At 35.3% G+C, this 19,604-nt stretch carries 15 protein-coding genes, 4 tRNA genes and 1 pseudogene; 16 read left to right on the forward strand and 4 right to left on the reverse strand.

The window, feature by feature from the left end:
- Positions 1-159: 159 nt before the first annotated feature.
- Complete coding sequence (locus tag RAM17_RS03290) at positions 160-1,377, reverse strand: pyridoxal phosphate-dependent aminotransferase (RefSeq protein ID WP_110448708.1); 1,218 nt, start codon at positions 1,375-1,377, stop codon at positions 160-162.
- Between the two features lie 144 nt (positions 1,378-1,521).
- Here RAM17_RS03290 and RAM17_RS03295 point away from each other — a divergent pair, with 144 nt between their 5' ends.
- From RAM17_RS03295 to nusG, 11 genes and pseudogenes are all read left to right on the forward strand, one after another.
- On the forward strand, positions 1,522-1,791 hold the full coding sequence (locus RAM17_RS03295) for an ACT domain-containing protein (RefSeq protein ID WP_110448709.1): 270 nt from the start codon (positions 1,522-1,524) through the stop codon (positions 1,789-1,791).
- Between the two features lie 35 nt (positions 1,792-1,826).
- A complete protein-coding gene (locus tag RAM17_RS03300; RefSeq protein ID WP_110448710.1) occupies positions 1,827-3,182 on the forward strand; it encodes a PFL family protein in 1,356 nt (451 codons plus the stop codon).
- A 381-nt stretch (positions 3,183-3,563) separates the two neighbouring features.
- Positions 3,564-4,360, forward strand: a pseudogene (tcdA, locus tag RAM17_RS12495) (tRNA cyclic N6-threonylcarbamoyladenosine(37) synthase TcdA).
- A 295-nt stretch (positions 4,361-4,655) separates the two neighbouring features.
- A complete protein-coding gene (gene adhE / locus RAM17_RS03315) occupies positions 4,656-7,358 on the forward strand; it encodes a bifunctional acetaldehyde-CoA/alcohol dehydrogenase (RefSeq protein ID WP_110448712.1) in 2,703 nt (900 codons plus the stop codon).
- 581 nt (positions 7,359-7,939) lie between these two features.
- A tRNA-Thr gene (locus RAM17_RS03320) sits at positions 7,940-8,015 on the forward strand.
- Positions 8,016-8,047: 32 nt separating this feature from the next.
- Positions 8,048-8,132 (forward strand) — tRNA-Tyr (locus RAM17_RS03325).
- A gap of 55 nt (positions 8,133-8,187) precedes the next feature.
- Positions 8,188-8,262, forward strand: a tRNA-Gly gene (locus RAM17_RS03330).
- 3 nt (positions 8,263-8,265) lie between these two features.
- Positions 8,266-8,341: transfer RNA gene (locus RAM17_RS03335), tRNA-Thr, on the forward strand.
- A gap of 183 nt (positions 8,342-8,524) precedes the next feature.
- Positions 8,525-9,709: an elongation factor Tu gene (gene tuf / locus RAM17_RS03340; protein WP_034900851.1), complete on the forward strand. Its 1,185-nt coding sequence runs from the start codon at positions 8,525-8,527 to the stop codon at positions 9,707-9,709.
- Positions 9,710-9,843: 134 nt separating this feature from the next.
- Positions 9,844-10,245 carry a preprotein translocase subunit SecE gene (gene secE, locus RAM17_RS03345; RefSeq protein WP_110448531.1) on the forward strand — a complete coding sequence of 134 codons (402 nt, stop codon included), beginning with the start codon at positions 9,844-9,846 and terminating at the stop codon, positions 10,243-10,245.
- A 1-nt stretch (position 10,246) separates the two neighbouring features.
- Positions 10,247-10,792 (forward strand): transcription termination/antitermination protein NusG, encoded by a 546-nt coding sequence (gene nusG / locus RAM17_RS03350; protein ID WP_110448530.1) that lies wholly within the window; start codon positions 10,247-10,249, stop codon positions 10,790-10,792.
- A gap of 97 nt (positions 10,793-10,889) precedes the next feature.
- On the opposite strand, the gene RAM17_RS03355 is transcribed toward nusG, so the two are convergent.
- Positions 10,890-12,812, reverse strand: coding sequence for an ABC transporter ATP-binding protein (locus RAM17_RS03355; protein WP_110448529.1), 1,923 nt, complete (start codon positions 12,810-12,812; stop codon positions 10,890-10,892).
- Between the two features lie 225 nt (positions 12,813-13,037).
- Here RAM17_RS03355 and RAM17_RS03360 point away from each other — a divergent pair, with 225 nt between their 5' ends.
- On the forward strand, positions 13,038-13,193 hold the full coding sequence (locus RAM17_RS03360; RefSeq protein WP_146208348.1) for a glycerate kinase: 156 nt from the start codon (positions 13,038-13,040) through the stop codon (positions 13,191-13,193).
- Positions 13,194-13,263: 70 nt separating this feature from the next.
- Here the strand turns inward: RAM17_RS03360 and RAM17_RS03365 are convergent, their stop codons facing one another.
- Positions 13,264-15,267, reverse strand: a complete 2,004-nt coding sequence (locus RAM17_RS03365) for an OPT family oligopeptide transporter (RefSeq protein ID WP_110448528.1) — start codon at positions 15,265-15,267, stop codon at positions 13,264-13,266.
- Between the two features lie 236 nt (positions 15,268-15,503).
- Here RAM17_RS03365 and mazG point away from each other — a divergent pair, with 236 nt between their 5' ends.
- From mazG to RAM17_RS03385, 4 genes are all read left to right on the forward strand, one after another.
- Positions 15,504-16,301, forward strand: coding sequence for a nucleoside triphosphate pyrophosphohydrolase (mazG, locus tag RAM17_RS03370; RefSeq protein ID WP_110448527.1), 798 nt, complete (start codon positions 15,504-15,506; stop codon positions 16,299-16,301).
- On the forward strand, positions 16,294-16,734 hold the full coding sequence (locus tag RAM17_RS03375) for a hypothetical protein (protein WP_110448526.1): 441 nt from the start codon (positions 16,294-16,296) through the stop codon (positions 16,732-16,734). The genes mazG and RAM17_RS03375 overlap by 8 nt, the downstream gene beginning before the upstream one ends.
- A 90-nt stretch (positions 16,735-16,824) precedes the next feature.
- Complete coding sequence (locus tag RAM17_RS03380) at positions 16,825-17,517, forward strand: glutathione S-transferase family protein (protein ID WP_110448525.1); 693 nt, start codon at positions 16,825-16,827, stop codon at positions 17,515-17,517.
- Positions 17,518-17,538: 21 nt separating this feature from the next.
- Positions 17,539-18,069, forward strand: coding sequence for a hypothetical protein (locus RAM17_RS03385; protein WP_110448524.1), 531 nt, complete (start codon positions 17,539-17,541; stop codon positions 18,067-18,069).
- Between the two features lie 113 nt (positions 18,070-18,182).
- Here RAM17_RS03385 and RAM17_RS03390 read toward each other — a convergent pair whose 3' ends face one another.
- On the reverse strand, positions 18,183-19,595 hold the full coding sequence (locus tag RAM17_RS03390) for an FAD-dependent oxidoreductase (protein ID WP_110448523.1): 1,413 nt from the start codon (positions 19,593-19,595) through the stop codon (positions 18,183-18,185).
- Positions 19,596-19,604: the final 9 nt, after the last annotated feature.

Below are 19,604 nucleotides of genomic sequence, written 5' to 3' on the forward strand. Positions count from 1 at the left end.
TTAGTTACTGTTAATCAATTATTAATTGATAATCATAATTAATGAGTTTAAGTAGAGATTAAGTAAATTAATTTAAATAATTTATTGAAATATTAAAATAGATTATTTTAATGTTTGAATATCCCTCTATTATAATTAGAGGGATATATAGAAATTAAATTATACTTGTTTATAGTTAGATAAAAAGTGTGCAAATCGAGCTATAGCATCTTGTAGTTCACCTGTATGAGGTAAAGCAACAATCCTAACATGATCTGGTTTATGCCAATTAAATCCACTTCCTTGTACTAACAGTACTTTTTCTTGTAACAAAAAGTCTAAAACTAATTTTTGATCGTTATGAATATTAAATTTTTTCTGATCCAGTTTTGGAAATAGATATAAAGCACCTTGTGGTTTAGTACAAGAAACGCCAGGAATATCATTTAATAAACGCCATGCCAACATACATTGATCATAGAGTCGACCGCCAGGCACAATAAATTCGTTAATACTTTGATAACCACCCAATGCGCCTTGAATTGCGTGTTGCAGTGGTACATTGGCACATAAACGCATTGAAGCTAACATATTTAGACCTTCAATATAACCTTTAACATGATGTTTTGGTCCACATAGTGCCATCCAACCTTGTCTAAAACCAGCAACTCGATAAGTTTTTGATAAACCGCTCATGGTAATAACAAATAGATCTGGAGCTAAAGCCGCAATCGAATGATGTACAGCATCATCATATAAAATTTTATCGTAAATTTCGTCAGCAAAAATAATTAAATTATTTTGACGTGCGATTTCGGCTATTTCGAGTAAAACTTCTTTACTATAAACCGCTCCAGTCGGATTATTTGGATTAATAATCACAATCCCTTTGGTTTTAGGGGTAATTTTTTGTTTGATATCTTGTAAATCAGGTGACCAATTAGCTTCTTCATCACAAACATAGTGAACTGCATTGCCACCAGATAAACTAACAGCAGCTGTCCAAAGTGGATAATCAGGCATTGGTACTAATATTTCATCACCACTATTAAGTAATGCTTGCATGGATTGAACGATTAACTCTGAAACACCATTACCAATATAGATATCTTCTACATCTAAATTAGTAATTCCTCTGGATTGATAGTGCTGCATAATCGCTTTACGAGCAGAATAAAGACCTTTTGAGTCACAATACCCTTGTGATGTAGGTAGATTACGAATGACATCAACTAATAATTCATCAGGTGCGTTAAAACCGAAAGGGGCTGGATTTCCAATATTGAGTTTAAGAATAGTTTGACCCTCTTCTTCCAGCCTTTTGGCATGCTCAAGAATTGGCCCACGAATGTCATAACAAACATGGTCCAATTTATTGGATTTTTGAAAATTTATCATAATAATGCCCTTTCATTTTATCTTATTGCTTTTTATTTTGCGTAAAAAAAACAATCTACTCCTATTTAGATAATTTTTGAAGGTGTTATTATAAACAACCCAATAAATATTTTTTAAGTGTATAAAATTTGTGCGGAGAGTGTGATGAAAACAATTTTAACGGTAATTGGTAAGGACCAAACAGGAATTATTGCAGGGATAAGCCAAAAGTTATATGAATTAAATATTAATATATTAGATGTTAGCCAAACTATTATGGATGAGTATTTTACCATGATTATGTTATTAGATTTATCTAACATTAACGTCACTTTTGATGAGGTCAAAAATACTTTGGTGCATACTGGTGAGCAGTTAAAAGTTAAAGTGAATATACAACGAGAAGAAATTTTTGATGCAATGCATCGTTTATAAGCTCAATTTCATATTTTTACGAAAGGATAGAACTAATGGAAACAAAACAGATCCTCGAAACAATTAAAATGATAGAGGAAGAAAAACTTGATATCCGCACAATAACCATGGGTATATCTCTTCTTGATTGTATTGATAGTGATGGTGCAAAAGCGCGTCAAAAAATCTACGATAAAATTACGCGATTAGCGAAAGATTTAGTTAAAGTTGGTGATCAAATTACTTCTGAATTTGGTATCCCTATTATTAATAAACGTATTTCAGTTACTCCTATATCATTGATTGCAGGCGCAAGTAACGATAAAGACTATGTTGCCTTTGCTAAAACACTCGATGAAGCAGCCAAAGCGGTTGGTGTTAATTTTATAGGCGGATTTTCTGCATTAGTGCAAAAAGGTTACCATAAAGGCGATGAAATTCTTATTAAATCAATTCCACAAGCATTAGCACAAACCGAACGAGTTTGTTCTTCAGTTAATGTCGGCTCTACTCAAACTGGTATTAATATGGATGCAGTAAAGCAAATGGGACAAATTATTAAAGAAGCGGCCGCATTAACCGCCGACAATAGTAGTATGGCTTGTGCAAAATTAGTGGTATTTGCTAATGCAGTTGAAGATAATCCATTTATGGCTGGTGCTTTTCATGGTGTTGGTGAAGCTGACTGTGTGATTAATGTCGGTGTGAGTGGGCCGGGTGTAGTTAAGCGAGCATTGGAAAAAGTTAAAGGTCAGCCTTTTGATGTTGTTGCTGAAACAATTAAAAAAACTGCCTTTAAAATAACTCGTATGGGTCAACTGGTAGGTAAAGAAGCGTCAGAACGTTTAGGCGTTAAATTTGGGATTGTTGATTTATCTTTGGCACCAACTCCAGCTATCGGTGACTCAGTAGCACATATTTTAGAAGAAATGGGACTAGAAGTTGTTGGAACACATGGAACTACCGCTGCACTAGCGATGCTTAATGATGCCGTGAAAAAAGGTGGCGTAATGGCTTGTGGCCATGTAGGTGGATTAAGTGGTGCATTTATTCCTGTATCAGAAGATGCGGGTATGATTGATGCAGTAAACAATGGGGCTCTAAATCTTGAAAAATTAGAAGCCATGACCTGTGTTTGCTCTGTAGGGCTTGATATGATTGCTATTCCTGGCGATACGCCAGCTGAAACTATTTCAGCAATTATTGCTGATGAAGCAGCAATTGGAGTAATTAATCATAAAACGACGGCGGTCAGAATTATCCCAGCTGTAGGTTTGAAAGTAGGCGATAATATTGAATTTGGTGGTTTACTTGGCCATGCTCCTGTAATGCCAGTAAATAAATTTAGTTCATGCGATTTTATTAGTCGTGGTGGGCGTATTCCTGCTCCAATTCACTCCTTTAAAAATTAATTTATTGTGACTCTGTTGATAATACTTCTTTATGGCAGAGTCGCAAATTATTTCTCATTATAAAGCATATCGATGACATAGATTCATTGTTTAGTGTGCTTATTCTAAATTGTTCATATATGCAATATTATTTACTAATCAATTCTTGCTCTTTATTTATATTAAAAACAATTGGTTAAACTAAATATTATCAGGTTAATTGTCAATTATAGGGATGCCAATCAATATCAATAATTCTAAACAAATTTAATGTTTCACTCTTGAAAAGGTATAATAGGAATAATATTAATGAATAAGTTATCAATAAAAGAGAAGAGATATTCTCATCTAAAAAGGTTTGAGGAGTATATGGTGTTTAAACATAAACACTATCAATAAATAATGATGAAAACAGAACTTTATTTTCAACGCTTTAGTGGTATCGCTAGACTTTATGGTGAGCAGGCATTACAACGTTTCTCTCAAGCTCATGTCTGTGTCATCGGTATTGGTGGTGTGGGGTCGTGGGTCGCTGAAGCGCTTGCTCGAAGTGGCATTGGACAAATTACTTTGATAGATATGGATGATGTCTGTATTACCAATACTAATCGTCAAATTCACGCTTTAAAATCTAATATAGGTAAAGCAAAAACTTCGGTTATGGCAGATCGAATTTTACAGATTAATCCGGAATGTGTTGTTAATGATATAGATGATTTTATTAATGCCGATAACGTTAATGATTATTTGGGTTCTAAACAACATCCTCGTTATGACTATATTATTGACGCAATTGACAGCGTCAAAGATAAAGCTGCTGTTTTGGCTTATTGTAAGCGACAAAAATTAAAGGTCATTACAATCGGGGGAGCGGGGGACAAAAAGATCCTACGCAAATTAAAATCGCTGACTTAGCGAAAACAATTCAAGATCCTTTAGCGGCTAAATTGCGCGAGCGATTAAAAAATGATTATAAACTTAATAAAGATAGTAAAGGTAAATTTGCTATTCCATGTGTGTTTTCTACTGAACAATTGACTTATCCGGCATCTAATGGCCAAACTTGCTTAATGAAAAGCCAAGCGCAAGGTGCAAAAAAAATGGATTGTGAATCAGGTTTTGGGGCAATCACTACTGTTACGGCAACATTTGGTTTTGTAGCGGTTAGTTATGTATTAAATAAGTTGAGCATTGTATAATTTTTATCATTTATTTACGTTAAAAATATATTTTTTACCTTATCGTAAATTGTTCATTTCTTGAAATGCTCTGATAATAAAGTAATAAAATTTTGAATTTTAATCAGCAAAAACCAGCAAAATTATTTGCTCTTTTAAATAACATTCATTTTTTATAAATATCTTATTGTGTAAAGTAAAAAACTGATTTACGATATCCGACAATTTCGTTTTGCTATTATAAATATGCTTTAAATATGTTCAAGGAAGACGCCAAACGATCCAAGTTTATTTTTTAATTTTCAAGGAGAAATCTATGGCAGTAACCAATATGAATGAGTTAAATGAGTTAATGACTCGAGTTAAAAAAGCTCAGGAAACTTATTCTACTTATACTCAAGAGCAAGTTGATAAAATCTTCGTGGCAGCAGCAACAGCCGCAGCTGCAGCTCGAATCCCTCTTGCACAGCAAGCTGTTGCTGAATCAGGAATGGGGATTGTAGAAGATAAAGTTATTAAAAACTTATTTGCTGCAGAGTATATTCTTAATAAATATCGCAATGACAAAACTTGTGGTGTTGTTGCTGAAAATGAGTCTTATGGTACCATTACAATAGCGGAGCCATTAGGGATTATTTGTGGAATCGTGCCGACTACAAACCCGACTTCAACCGCAATTTTTAAATCATTAATCAGTTTAAAAACTCGTAATGCTATTGTCTTTTCACCACATCCACGTGCTAAAAAATCAACTATTGAAGCTGCCCGTATTGTATTAGATGCGGCAATTAAAGCTGGTGCGCCAAAAGATATTATTGGTTGGATTGATGAACCATCTATCGAATTATCAAATGCTTTAATGCATCATGATGATGTTGCTGCAATCTTAGCAACTGGTGGACCAGGTATGGTTAAAGCCGCTTATAGTTCTGGTAAACCAGCATTAGGTGTTGGTGCAGGTAATACCCCTGTAATTATCGATGAAACTGCTGATTTAAAACGTGCTGTTGCATCAGTACTTATGTCTAAAACTTTTGATAATGGTATGATCTGTGCTTCTGAGCAAGCTATTGTTGTCGTTGATTCAGTTTATGATGAAGTACGTGATTTATTGACTCAATATGGCGCTTATGTTTTAAATGCTAAAGAAACAAAAGCTGTTCAAGGTATCATCTTAAATGATAAAGGCGCTTTAAATGCTAATATCGTAGGCCAACCAGCAACTAAGATTGCAGAAATGGCTGGTATTAAAGTTCCTGCAGGTTCTAAAGTACTTGTTGGTGAAGTAAGTAAAGTAGATTTATCTGAACCATTTGCTCACGAAAAACTTTCACCAACATTAGCTATGTTTAAAGCTAAAGATTTTAATGAAGCGGTAGATAAAGCTGAAAAACTTGTTGAAATGGGTGGTATGGGACATACTTCAGTACTTTATACTGATCAAGATAGTAATCGTGATCGTGTTGCTTATTTTGGCAGTAAAATGAAAACATGTCGTATTTTAATCAACCAACCAGCTGCTCATGGTGGTATCGGTGATTTGTATAACTTTGATTTAGCGCCATCTTTAACATTAGGATGTGGTTCTTGGGGTGGTAACTCGGTCTCAGAAAATGTCGGTCCGAAACACTTAATCAACAAGAAAACAATCGCTAAGAGAGCAGAAAACATGTTATGGCACAAATTACCAAGTTCTATCTATTTTAAACGTGGCTCGCTTCCAGTTGCTTTAAATGAAGTGATTGAGCAAGGTGCCAAACGAGTATTTTTAGTAACCGATAAATTCTTATTTAATAATGGTTACTCAAAACAAATTACTGATCAACTTGAAGCACAAGGCGTGATTTGTGAAACCTTCTTTGATGTTGAAGCTGACCCAACATTAAGTGTCGTCCGTAAAGGTACTGATTCAATGACAGCATTCCAACCGGATACTGTTATTGCTTTAGGTGGTGGTTCACCAATGGATGCGGCGAAAATTATGTGGGTTCTTTATGAACACCCAGAAACTAAATTTGATGAATTAGCATTGCGTTTCATGGATATTCGTAAACGTACTTGTCATTTCCCTAACATGGGTAAAAAAGCAAAATTAATTTGTGTGACAACTACATCTGGTACTGGTTCTGAAGTGACTCCTTTTGCGGTGGTTACTGATGATGCAACTGGTCAAAAATATCCATTAGCTGATTATGCAATTACACCAAACATGGCAATTGTCGATGCTAACTTAGTTATGAATATGCCAAAATCACTTTGTGCTGCTGGTGGTTATGATGCGGTAACTCATGCTTTAGAAGCTTATGTGTCAATTATGGCAAGCGAGTTTTCTGATGGTCAAGCATTACAAGCATTAAGCTTATTAAAAGCTTACTTGCCAACAAGCTACAAAGAAGGAGCAAAAAATCCTATCGCTCGTGAAAAAGTGCATAATGCTGCAACTTTAGCTGGTGTTGCGTTTGCTCAATCATTCTTAGGTGTTTGCCACTCAATTGCTCATAAAATTGGTGCGGCATTCCACATTCCTCATGGTGTAGCTAATGCGATGCTAATTAGTAATGTTGTTCGCTTTAATGCAACGGATAAACCGACTAAACAAGGTACATTTAGCCAATATGGTTATCCTCAAGCTGTAAGACGTTATGCAGAGATTGCTGAACATCTTGGCTTAACTGTAGCAACAGATAAAGACGAGAAGAAAGTTGAGAAATTAATTGGCTGGTTAGATCAATTAAGAAAAGATCTAGATATTCCTTTCTCTATCAAAGAGTTTGGTGTAGATGAGAAAACTTTCTTAGCCCAAGTCGATCAACTTGCAGTTGATGCATTTGATGACCAATGTACTGGTGCTAACCCTCGTTATCCTTTAATTGCAGAATTAAAACAAATTCTACTTGATACTTACTATGGTCGTGCGTATCAAGATAAAGGTGACATTAGTGAAGATGTAGCTGTTAACACTGCAGCTAAAGGTGTAGCTGCAACTACAACTAAGAAAAAAGCACCTAAAAAGAAATAATTTAAAAGATTATTCTTGATTAGCAAAAGCCTGAGATAATTTATATCTCGGGCTTTTTTATTTTTTAATTTTGCGAAACAAATAAATTCTACTTTAAATTTACTATAGTCATATGTATCAAGATAAGAGTGATATTAGCGAAAATGCATCTATTTACATCATAGCTAAAGATGTCTTCAATCATAATTAAGAAAAAAACGCCTAAAAAGAGATAATTTGAAAAATTATTCTTGATTAGCAAAAATCCAAGATAGTTTATGTCTTAATTTTTTATTCTTTAATTTTATTAAATGAACAAATTTTACTCGAAACTCGCTATGGTATTGCCTCTAGATTAGGGTGATATTCATAGAAATATTGCTACTCATATCGCTTTTAAAGCGGGTTCAGCTACTAAAACCACGAAAAAGGCGTAAAAAAGGAAATAATTTAACATGTTATTTTTGATTAAAAAAAACCCTGAAATAGTTTACATATCAATCTTTTTTGGTTTTTTTGATTTTTTTTTAATCAAACAATAAAAAAAATGTTTTTTTTGCTTGCAAGCTTAAATGTTCTAGTACATAATGCGCAGCACTTAGGCCGGCTTAGCTCAGTAGGTAGAGCAACTGACTTGTAATCAGTAGGTCGCCAGTTCGATTCCGGCAGCCGGCACCATTTTCCTAAGTAAACAGTTTATAATGATTCGGGGTGGGGTTCCCGAGCGGCCAAAGGGAGCAGACTGTAAATCTGCCGTGTCACACTTCGAAGGTTCGAATCCTTCCCCCACCACCATTATCTAACATTAGCAATTGCTAATTGAAGCATTTAGGTAGCCGAGTTTGAACATGCGGGCATCGTATAATGGCTATTACCTCAGCCTTCCAAGCTGATGATGCGGGTTCGATTCCCGCTGCCCGCTCCAATTGCTGATATAGCTCAGTTGGTAGAGCGCACCCTTGGTAAGGGTGAGGTCGGCAGTTCAAATCTGCCTATCAGCACCATTCTTGTTAATTTCCTAAACCTTCTAAAAAAATTAGATTTAACTGCTTTAGAGCTTGTCACTTGACGGCTTTATCTGGTATCATTCAGAGCTAATTTTAAGTTAGTATTATGTTAAAATTAAATATGATACTTGGTTAATGTGGTGAATCACCACCGATTTGTATTACATTGAGGGACGATAAATGTCTAAAGAAAAATTTGAACGTACAAAACCCCACGTTAACGTTGGTACAATCGGCCACGTTGACCATGGTAAAACAACTTTAACTGCAGCGATCACATCAGTATTATCTAAAAAATACGGTGGTCAAGCTCGTGCATTCGATCAAATCGATAACGCACCAGAAGAAAAAGCACGTGGTATCACCATCAATACTTCACACGTTGAATACGATACACCAACTCGTCACTACGCACACGTAGACTGCCCAGGCCATGCCGACTATGTTAAAAACATGATCACTGGTGCGGCACAAATGGACGGCGCTATCTTAGTAGTAGCAGCAACTGATGGTCCAATGCCACAAACTCGTGAGCACATTCTTTTAGGTCGTCAAGTAGGTGTTCCTTACATCATCGTATTCTTAAACAAATGTGATATGGTTGATGATGAAGAATTATTAGAATTAGTTGAAATGGAAGTACGTGAACTTCTATCTCAATACGATTTCCCAGGTGACGATACACCAGTAATTCGTGGTTCAGCGCTTAAAGCGTTAGAAGGCGATGCAGCATGGGAAGACAAAATTGTAGAATTAGCAGAAGCATTAGACAGCTACATTCCAGAACCAGAGCGTGACATTGATAAACCATTCTTATTACCAATCGAAGACGTATTCTCAATCTCAGGCCGTGGTACAGTAGTAACAGGTCGTGTAGAGCGCGGTGTAATCAAAGTTGGTGAAGAAGTTGAAATCGTTGGTATCAAACCGACTACTAAAACAACTTGTACTGGTGTTGAAATGTTCCGTAAATTACTAGACGAAGGTCGTGCTGGTGAGAACGTAGGTGTATTATTACGTGGTACAAAACGTGAAGAAATCGAACGTGGTCAAGTATTAGCAAAACCAGGTTCAATCACTCCACATACAGATTTCGAATCAGAAGTGTATATTCTAAGTAAAGATGAAGGTGGTCGTCATACGCCATTCTTCAAAGGTTACCGTCCACAGTTCTACTTCCGTACAACAGACGTAACAGGTACTATTGAATTACCAGAAGGCGTAGAAATGGTAATGCCAGGTGATAACATCAAAATGACAGTATCATTAATTCACCCAATCGCAATGGCAGACGGCTTACGTTTCGCTATCCGTGAAGGTGGTCGTACTGTTGGTGCTGGTGTTGTTGCTAAGGTTATTAAATAATTTCAGCAATCGCGATCATAGAAAGGGTATCTTTTGATACCCTTTCTTACCTAGTCTGTTTAGCAAAATGTTTTTAGAGAAAGAGCATTTTGGAAAATGGATAATATTATAAATAACATAATCATAGGTTTTATATGCTAGTAAGTAACGAGAGTCAAGATACAAGTACTGTTCTAGACAAATTTAAATGGGTTTTGGTTCTAGTATTAATTGCGTTAATTGTTTGGGGAAATTCTTATTTCTCTTTACCTAATGATATATATCAACCAAATGCGATCGTTCGAATTATTGCAGTTGTTGTGGTTTCGCTTTTAACCTTATTTATTGCATTTACAACCGCTAAAGGGAAATCGTTTATAGCTTTTCTGCAAGAATCACGAAAAGAACTCAGAAAGGTTGTATGGCCTACTCGTAAAGAAGCTGTACAAACAACTTTATTAATCGCTGTTATTACCGTTATTGTTGGTACTGCGCTTTGGGGAATGGATTCTTTGTTCCGTTCAATCATCTTTTATTTAACTTCAATAGGGCGTTAATATGAGTGAAACACAACAAAAACGCTGGTATGTGATCCAAGCTTATTCTGGCTATGAAGCACGTGTTGCACAATCATTACGTGAATATATTAAATTACATAATATGGAAGATTCTTTTGGGGAAGTTTTAGTACCAACCGAAGAAGTTGTTGAAATGAAAGGTGGACAGCGCCGTAAAAGCGAACGTAAATTTTTCCCAGGTTATGTTTTAGTTGAAATGATGATGAACGATGCAACTTGGCATTTAGTTAAAAGTGTACCAAGAACAATGGGATTCATTGGTGGGACATCAGATAGACCAGCGCCAATTAGCCAACGTGAAGTTGATGCAATTATGAATCGTCTACAGCAAGTTGGTGATAAACCGCGTCCTAAAACATTATTTGAACCAGGTGAACTTGTTCGTGTTAACGAAGGTCCATTTGCTGACTTTAATGGTGTAGTTGAAGAAGTAGATTACGAAAAAAGTCGCTTAAAAGTGTCGGTTTCTATTTTTGGTCGTTCTACTCCAGTTGAACTTGATTTTAGCCAAGTAGAAAAAAGCTAAAAACTTAACTGTTTTACTGCACGATATTTATAGAAAAACACAGAGCATAAGCTCTGTGTTTTTTGTTTTAAACAAATAAATTTTATTGGAGTTATGATTACTCAGCTTCAAATTCTTCTAACTGTTGTTGTAAATCAAACCAACTTGACTCTGCTTTATCTAATTCTATTTTTAAATTACTTTGATTGAGCAGCAATTGCGTCAGTTCTGTTTTTTTATCTGAACCGTAAAGATCGGGATCCGCTAATTGCTCTTCAATAATTTTTAATTGATCATTTAATCGAGCAATAATTTTCTCTTCTTTTTGTAACTGCTTTTTAAGTGGCTGTAATTGTGCACGAGCCTCAGCATCTTTGCGTTTCTGCTCTTTACGTTCTTGCGCTGAAACTTTAGGTAAACTTTCCTTTTTTATTGGTTTATTTGTTTCTTCCGGTTGGTTTTCTGCTTTCTGTTCTTCCGTAAGCCATTTATGATAATCATCAAGATCACCATTAAAAGGTTCGACTTTATGATCATGAACTAAGTAAAACTCATCAGTAGTAGAACGCAATAAATGCCTATCATGCGAGACCACAACTAACGCCCCCTCAAAATCGATTAATGCTTCAGTCAAGGCTTGTCGCATATCTAAATCTAAGTGGTTTGTTGGTTCATCGAGCAACAGTAAATTTGGTTTTTGCCAAACAATTAACGCTAAAACTAATCGAGCCTTTTCACCACCAGAGAATGTTTTTACTGGTTCACTAACTTTATCACCATGAAAATCAAAACCTCCCAAATAATTACGTAATTCTTGTTCGGTATTTTTCGGCTCCGCAAGTTGTTTTAAATGCCATAAAGCTGATTCATCTGCCCGTAAATATTCTAATTGGTGTTGAGCAAAATAGCCAAGTTGTACCCCTTTAGCTAAGCTAACCTGACCTTGCATTGGCAGTAATTCACCTGCTAATAACTTGATGAGTGTTGATTTACCAGCACCATTACGACCTAATAAACCTATGCGAGAACCTGGAACTAAATTAAGTTTAATCTGTTCTAATACAATTTTATCACCATAGCCGGCAACGATATTTTCCATCGTTAATAAAGGACTTGGTAAGAATTCAGATTGTCTAAATTTAAAGTGAAATGGATTATCAACATGTGCTGGTGCAATTAATTCCATTCTTTCTAACATTTTTATTCGGCTTTGAGCTTGTTTAGCTTTAGTTGCTTTAGCCCTAAAACGATCAATATAGCTTTGTAAATGTGCAACTTTAAGTTGCTGGCTTTCATACATTGATTGTTGCTGAGCCAGTTTTGCTGAGCGTTGTGTCTCAAATGATGAATAATTACCGGTATACTCAAATAGTTTTTTTTGTTCAATGTGAATAATTTTATTAACCAATGGATCTAAGAAATCACGGTCATGTGAAATTAAAATAAGTGTACCTTGATAATTACTTAACCATTTTTCTAACCACATCACAGCATCTAAATCAAGATGGTTGGTTGGTTCATCAAGAAGAAGTAAATCAGAACGGCACATTAACGCTTGCGCTAGATTAAGTCGCATACGCCAACCACCAGAGTAGGATTTAACCGGTAATGTTAATTGTTCATTGGAAAAACCTAAACCATGCAGTAACGTTGCCGCTCGAGAGCGGATAGTCCACGCATCAATGTTATCAAGTTTTTCATGAATAAGCGCAATTTGCTCACCATTATTTTTTTCGTAAGCAATCTCTAAATCTTGTTCTAATTTTCGAAACTCACGATCACCATCAATAACATATTCGATAGCGGCTGTATCTAATGCTGGTGTTTCTTGATTTACCCATGCTAATTGCCATTGAGCAGGAATAGAAACACTACCGGCATCAGTTTGAATTTCACCTTTAATTAATGAAAAAAGTGTGGACTTACCACAGCCATTTTTACCGACTAATCCAACTTTCTGTTTAGGATTTATTGTTGCTGATGCATTATCTAAAAGTAGATTAATGCCTCTACGAATTTGGATAGAATCAAACACTATCATGACGGAGTCACCTATGATTCAATATAAAATGTGTTATGCTAACAAAAAATAAAGCGTATGCAAAATCATAATAGGAAATTTAACATGGTAATGAATTCTTATTGCCTAAATTTGAAAAGTTATTGTTAATAAACTGTCAATTTGATGATATTGTTAAGAAAGCCTGAGAGATTGAATACGTTAGATTGTGAGGCTGAATCAAAACTATTGTAAGTTTTGTAATTTATGACGGTAATTGTTATTGTTGGCAGTTTGGGCAATAAAGCTGAAACCATTTATCCTTATGGTATTAATGCCATGTTCAGTATTTTAAGTAAAGTTGCGACTTTGGCGGAAGTATTAGAAGCAACAAAGGCAAAAGAATATTGCCTTAACACTTAAATTAGTCCGTAACCTTAAATAGTCATAAATACCCTTTATCAGTATTCTGATAAAGGGCATCATAATTATATTATCGTTTAAGTGCTGACAAAGATCTGCGAATAATAAGACAACAGATCGTAATGAAAACAAATAATCCTAAATATTGAGACACATCGCCTAAGTCAGGGAATATTGCCAGAGGTGCATCTCCACCACCATTAGTGACGCTAATGACAATCACAATGGCAAGTATAACACCAACTAAACTTTCACCGACGATTAAGCCTGATGCAATTAAAGACGCTTTACGATCTACTTTTTTGAACTCACTTTCTGGATCTAAATTTAGTTTTTGTGCTTTTGCATATGCCTGACGTTTTACTATCCATGATAATAATGAACCAGTAAATATAGCCAATGTAATACTTGGTGGTAAGTAAATACCTAATCCGATAGCTAAAGCAGGTAGACGGAATTTAGTTTTCTTTTTGGCTAAAATTAGGTCAATGATGATAACTGTTGCGCCTACAGCTAAACCTATCAAGATCATTGTCCAATCTAGATTATGAGAAAAAATTCCTTTAGCAATGGTTGTCATCAAAGTTGCTTGAGGCGCGGCTAATACTTGGGTAGGATCCATATTTGTACGAGGAACCGCACCAGTAAAACCATAAGCGTTATAGAGTATTTCAAGAATAGGGGCAATGACAATAGCACCGACAACACAACCAATTAAAAGGGCTACTTGTTGTCGCCATGGCGTGGCATGAACTAAATAACCTGTTTTCAAATCTTGTAAATTATCATTTGAAATACATGCAATTGATAGCACAACACTAGTTGTAAATAGGGCTAATGCAGTGATAAAGTCAGTTCCTTCGACAGAGGATAACATACCGTGTGTTTCACTTAAGCCAAGTAATATTAGTGAAATAGCTATAGCGGCAACAATGGCAATACCTGATATAGGACTGGCTGAAGAACCAACTAAACCAGCCATATAACCACAGGCAGCTGCAACTAAAAATCCCATAATAAATGCAAATAAAACAGCACAAATTACTAGTAACCAAGCAATACCAGTTGATAAACCACTATCAGAAATAAAAGAGTGAAAGGTTGCAACTAAGATAATTAGCATGCCAGCCATAATGATAAAAATTGTTTTTGGTGACAAGTCTCTATCTGTTCGCTCAATATCATTTACAGAAATATCAGAGCGAAGTGTTTTTAACGATGTTTTTAAACCCTCAATAACCGGTTTGATTAAAGTCAGTAATGTCCAGACTGCGGCAATTGCTATGGTACCTGCACCGATAAAACGAATATCTGTGGCCCACATTCCCATTGCGATTTTAGATAAAGGTTGCGAGGTATCATAATCTGTTAGGGCACTTAGGATTGGAATACCAAATCCCCAAGCTATAATGGTTCCGATTAATACCGCAATTCCTGAAATAATACCAATTAGGTAGCCAGCGCTGAGTAATGCTAATGAAAATCCCATTGGGATCTGAAATATCGATTTACCACCTGTAAACCAATAAGCAGTGCTATCAGACAATAAACGAAATCCATTAGTAAATAAGCTCACTATAGAGGCGATAATACCGCCAAATACGATATCCTTTAATCCATCATTTGCTTCTTTATCGTCAGTTTTCGAACCAGCTTTTAATATTTCAGCCGCAGCGACACCTTCTGGATAAGGTAAATCACTTTTTACTACCATAACATGACGTAATGGAATAGAAAATAATACCCCTAACATGCCACCAGCAGCGCAAACCGCAAAGGTTAACCAGAAAGGAAAATTACTCCAATATCCCATCATTAATAAACCTGGCATAACGAAAATAACAGATGATAAAGTTCCAGCAGCGGAAGCTTGAGTTTGCACCATATTATTTTCTAAAATTGTCGATCCTGAAAATAATCGTAAAATAGCCATGGAAATGACGGCGGCAGGAATGGCTGATGAAAAAGTTAATCCGACTTTCAAACCTAAATAGACATTGGAGGCTGTAAAGACGATAGTAATTAAAGCACCAAGAATGGTACCGCGTAGTGTAAGTTCTCGTAAATTATTCATACTACCTATATATTAAAGTTAAATTGATAGCCTGTTATTATATACTTAATTATGCTTTATCTGCCATAAAATCTACGATTAAGCTCAGATTTAGCTTCTTTTCATCGGTTTATTCACTGCAAGCTACTTTTATTTTAAACATTAAAATTTAAGCAAAATATCCATATTAAAGATTAGTAACTGAATAATTATGCTATGCTGGTTATATTCTTAATCATTAATCAATTGTGAGAAAAATGTTAAGCGAATTAAAACGATTGCAGGATATTACTAAAAAGTTGCGCAACCCTATTGATGGTTGTGAATGGGACAGCAAACAAACTTTTGACTCGTTAAAATCCTATACTTTAGAAGAGACCTATGAAGTCTTAGATGCAATTGATAGACAAGATATGGTTGAACTTAAAAGTGAACTGGGTGACCTACTGTTTCAGATTGTGTTTTATGCGGATTTAGCCAACGAACAGGGTTTGTTTAATTTTGATGATATTTGTCAATCAGTGGCTGATAAATTGATAAGCCGTCATCCGCATATTTTTTCAAATAATACGAGTAAACCAAATTGGGAACAGCTTAAACAACAAGAACGTGATAAGCGTGCGCAATATTCGCTGTTAGATGATATTCCCAACGCTATTCCAGCATTAATGAAGGCTGAAAAAATCCAAAAACGTTGTGCGTCAGTTGGATTTGATTGGACTGAACTACAACCAGTTATAGCTAAAGTTAAAGAAGAACTTAATGAAGTTGAACAAGAATTAGCACAATCAACTATTGAGCAATCAAAAGTTGCAGAAGAAATGGGCGATCTGTTGTTTGCTACCGTCAATTTGGCAAGACATCTAAAAGTTAAATCAGAGTTATGCTTACAAAATGCTAATAACAAGTTTATTAGGCGATTTAAACAAGTTGAATTGTTACTAAAGCAAAAAAATCGCAATTTAGTTGATGCAACACTTGAAGAAATGGAAGATGCATGGCAAATTGTCAAGCAAACAGAAAAATCAACTAGCGAAGTAAATAAAAATGACTGAACAAAAAAATGAATTATATCAAGAAATAGAAGCTTGGTCTCAAAATGCTATTTTACATAGCCCAACTTGGAGTATTAATCAATTAGATTACTCGGAAAAGAGTATTACTGTTGTTGAAATGATTATTGGTGAAATGGCAGATAAAAGCTTTGGTCTTCCTGAAGAACAACTCAATATGATTTCACAAGAATATGGCTGTTATTTATTATTAACTGCACATAAATTATATGGTGGTCAGTTTTATTGGAATCAAGAATTAGAACAACCAATGTTAATTTGCTGTGAACCCGATTCGACCATAGCATTATTAACATGGAATAAAGTAAAAGGGCGTTTATTAGGCGATAAAACTGATCATATCGCTTATTTTCTAGATGAATTTGGCAAAGCAGTTTTCCAACCAGAAAAAGGTACCAATTTAGTTTATCTATAAATCATATTTGCAATAAATATAATTAAAAAAAAGTTGCTAAACAGATAAGTTTTCCAACTTTAATAAATTTTGTTAAAAGGAGTTCTAAGTATGAACTATACACTTTATATTGGTAATAAAAACTACTCAACATGGTCTATGCGACCTTGGGTTGTATTGAAATATTTTGATATTCCTTTTAATGAAAAGCTAATTAAATTTGATAGTTTTGCTGATGATTCTTTGTTTAAAAGAACGATGCTCTCAGTTTCAAAATATGGCACGGTACCAATTCTGATTGATGATGATCTGGTAATAAGTGATTCTTTAGCTATTTGTGAATATTTGGCTGAAAAGCACAATGATTTAGCATTATGGCCGACTGATAGCAAAAAGAGGGCAATTGCACGAAGTTTAGTGGCAAAGATGCATTCTGGATTTCAAGCTATTCGACATTATTTGCCAATGAATATTGAAGCAGAATTACCGGAAATAGGACAAATAATTTTACGAGATCATCAAGATGTAAAAAATGAAATCATGTTTTTAGATGAGTTATTATCTTCGTTATTAACTTCAAAAAATTCAGATGGTGACTATTTGTTTGGTAATTTTAGTATAGCCGATGGATTTTATGCCCCTTTATGTCTAAGACTAAAAAATTATCATATAGCAACAAGTTCAGTTCTCAGCGATTATATTGATACTATTTGTAACACTAAAGGTGTGAAAGATTGGATAGCAGATGCATTGCAAGAACAATCTTTTGTAGCCATGGATGAACCTTATCGTATACACAGATAATTAAGCATTGCTGGAAATAATATGAAAATACCATCCCATCTAACTCAATATGCTATGGACATTATCGAAGATGAGTCCAATGGGGTAACATCTTTTTCTCTTCAGTCATCAACTAAAGAGCAATGGTTTGACATCTATTATTATGGTGAATTAGAAAATGGTGATATTACAGGGGTAGAACCGTCTTTCGCAAATATTAAAATTGTTGCAAAATCTACTAACAGTAAAGAAGAAATATTACTATTTGATGAAACTGAACATGGTTATAACGCAATGTTTTGTGATAGTCATTCTGATGAAGAAAAAGCGAATAGATTACTTGAAAAATTTAATGTTCCATCGTCAAAAATAAAATTAACAATTGGTTATAGTATTGACTATGATTCAGAAAAAGAACTTTATGAGTTTGATGAACAAGGTAATGTAATATTGCTTGATGGGCGAAAAATAGCTTGGCAACAACTACTTTGTGACGGCATTGACTGGTTATCAATTATATTAATTGACGAAACTGGCAATGAACAAGTGATAGTGGATGCAGAGCTGTCTTAACAGTGATATCTATTTTATTGTCGAAACTGAACTATCACTGAAATAAATTTCTTTGCCATTAAAAAACCCGCTTGTATTGAAGCGGGTTTGATTTTTTAAACAATGATTAGTGATTACACTTCTAAGTAATCCAAGATTCCTTCAGCAGCTTTACGCCCTTCACTAATTGCCGTAACGACTAAATCAGAACCGCGTACCGCATCACCACCAGCAAAGATTTTGGCATTGGTAGTTTGGTATCCTTTGATTTCTGGTGCGATTATTCTACCTCTATCATCAAAATCAACACCATGCTCAGCTAACCATGGCATAGCATGTGGTTTAAAACCAAATGCCATAACTACCGCATCAGCCGGAAGCACAAATTCTGAACCTTCGACAATCACTGGCGAACGACGGCCTTTTGCATCTGGTTCACCAAGCTCGGTTCTGACCATTTTTACCCCAGTAACTTGCCCGCTATTATTGACCTCAATACTAAGAGGTTGCACATTAAACTGGAATTGTACGCCTTCTTCTTTGGCATTTTTTACTTCACGTTTAGAGCCCGGCATGTTAGCTTCGTCACGACGATAGGCGCAAGTTACTTCAGTTGCACCTTGACGGATAGAAGTTCGAACACAATCCATCGCGGTATCACCACCACCTAAGACAACGACACGTTTATTTTTCATGTCTATATATGGAGTATCTTCGGTTTGTTGATGTTGCATAATATGCTTAGTATTGGCAATTAAGAATGGTAATGCATCATAAACGCCATTAGCATCTTCATTTTCAAGCCCTGCACGCATTGATTGATAAGTACCAGCACCGACAAAGACAGCATCAAATTCATTGATAAGATCAGCTAATTGAACGGTTTTGCCGACTTCAGTATTTAAACGGAATTCAACCCCCATTTCGGTAAAGATGCGTCTACGATTAATTAAGACTTCTTTATCTAATTTGAAGGCAGGGATACCGAAAGTTAATAAACCACCAATTTCTGGATGGCGATCGAAAACGACTGGTGTTATACCATTACGGACTAATACATCAGCACAAGCAAGACCTGCTGGACCAGCGCCGATTATTGCGACTCTTAAGCCAGTTTTTTCAACATTAGATAAGTTTGGTTTCCAGCCCATTTTGAATGCTTCATCAGTAATATAACGTTCAATATTACCGATAGTTACTGCACCAAATTCAGCATTTAAAGTACAAGATCCTTCACACAGACGATCTTGTGGACAAACTCGACCACATACCTCAGGTAAACTATTAGTTTGGTGAGATAATTCAACTGCTTCTAAAATTTTACCTTCATTGACCAATTTTAACCAATTTGGAATGTAATTGTGGACTGGACAGCGCCATTCACAATAAGGGTTACCACAAGCAAGGCAACGATCTGCCTGTGCTTGAGATTGCGAAGCTGAAAAGCCTTCATAAATTTCTACAAATTCGATTTTACGAATGTTTAGCGATTTTTTAGGCGGATCGACACGTTGTAAATCGATAAACTGATAAACATTTTGACTCATATCGTGTTT

The organism is Gilliamella apis, from assembly GCF_030758615.1.
Lineage (GTDB): Bacteria > Pseudomonadota > Gammaproteobacteria > Enterobacterales > Orbaceae > Gilliamella > Gilliamella apis_A.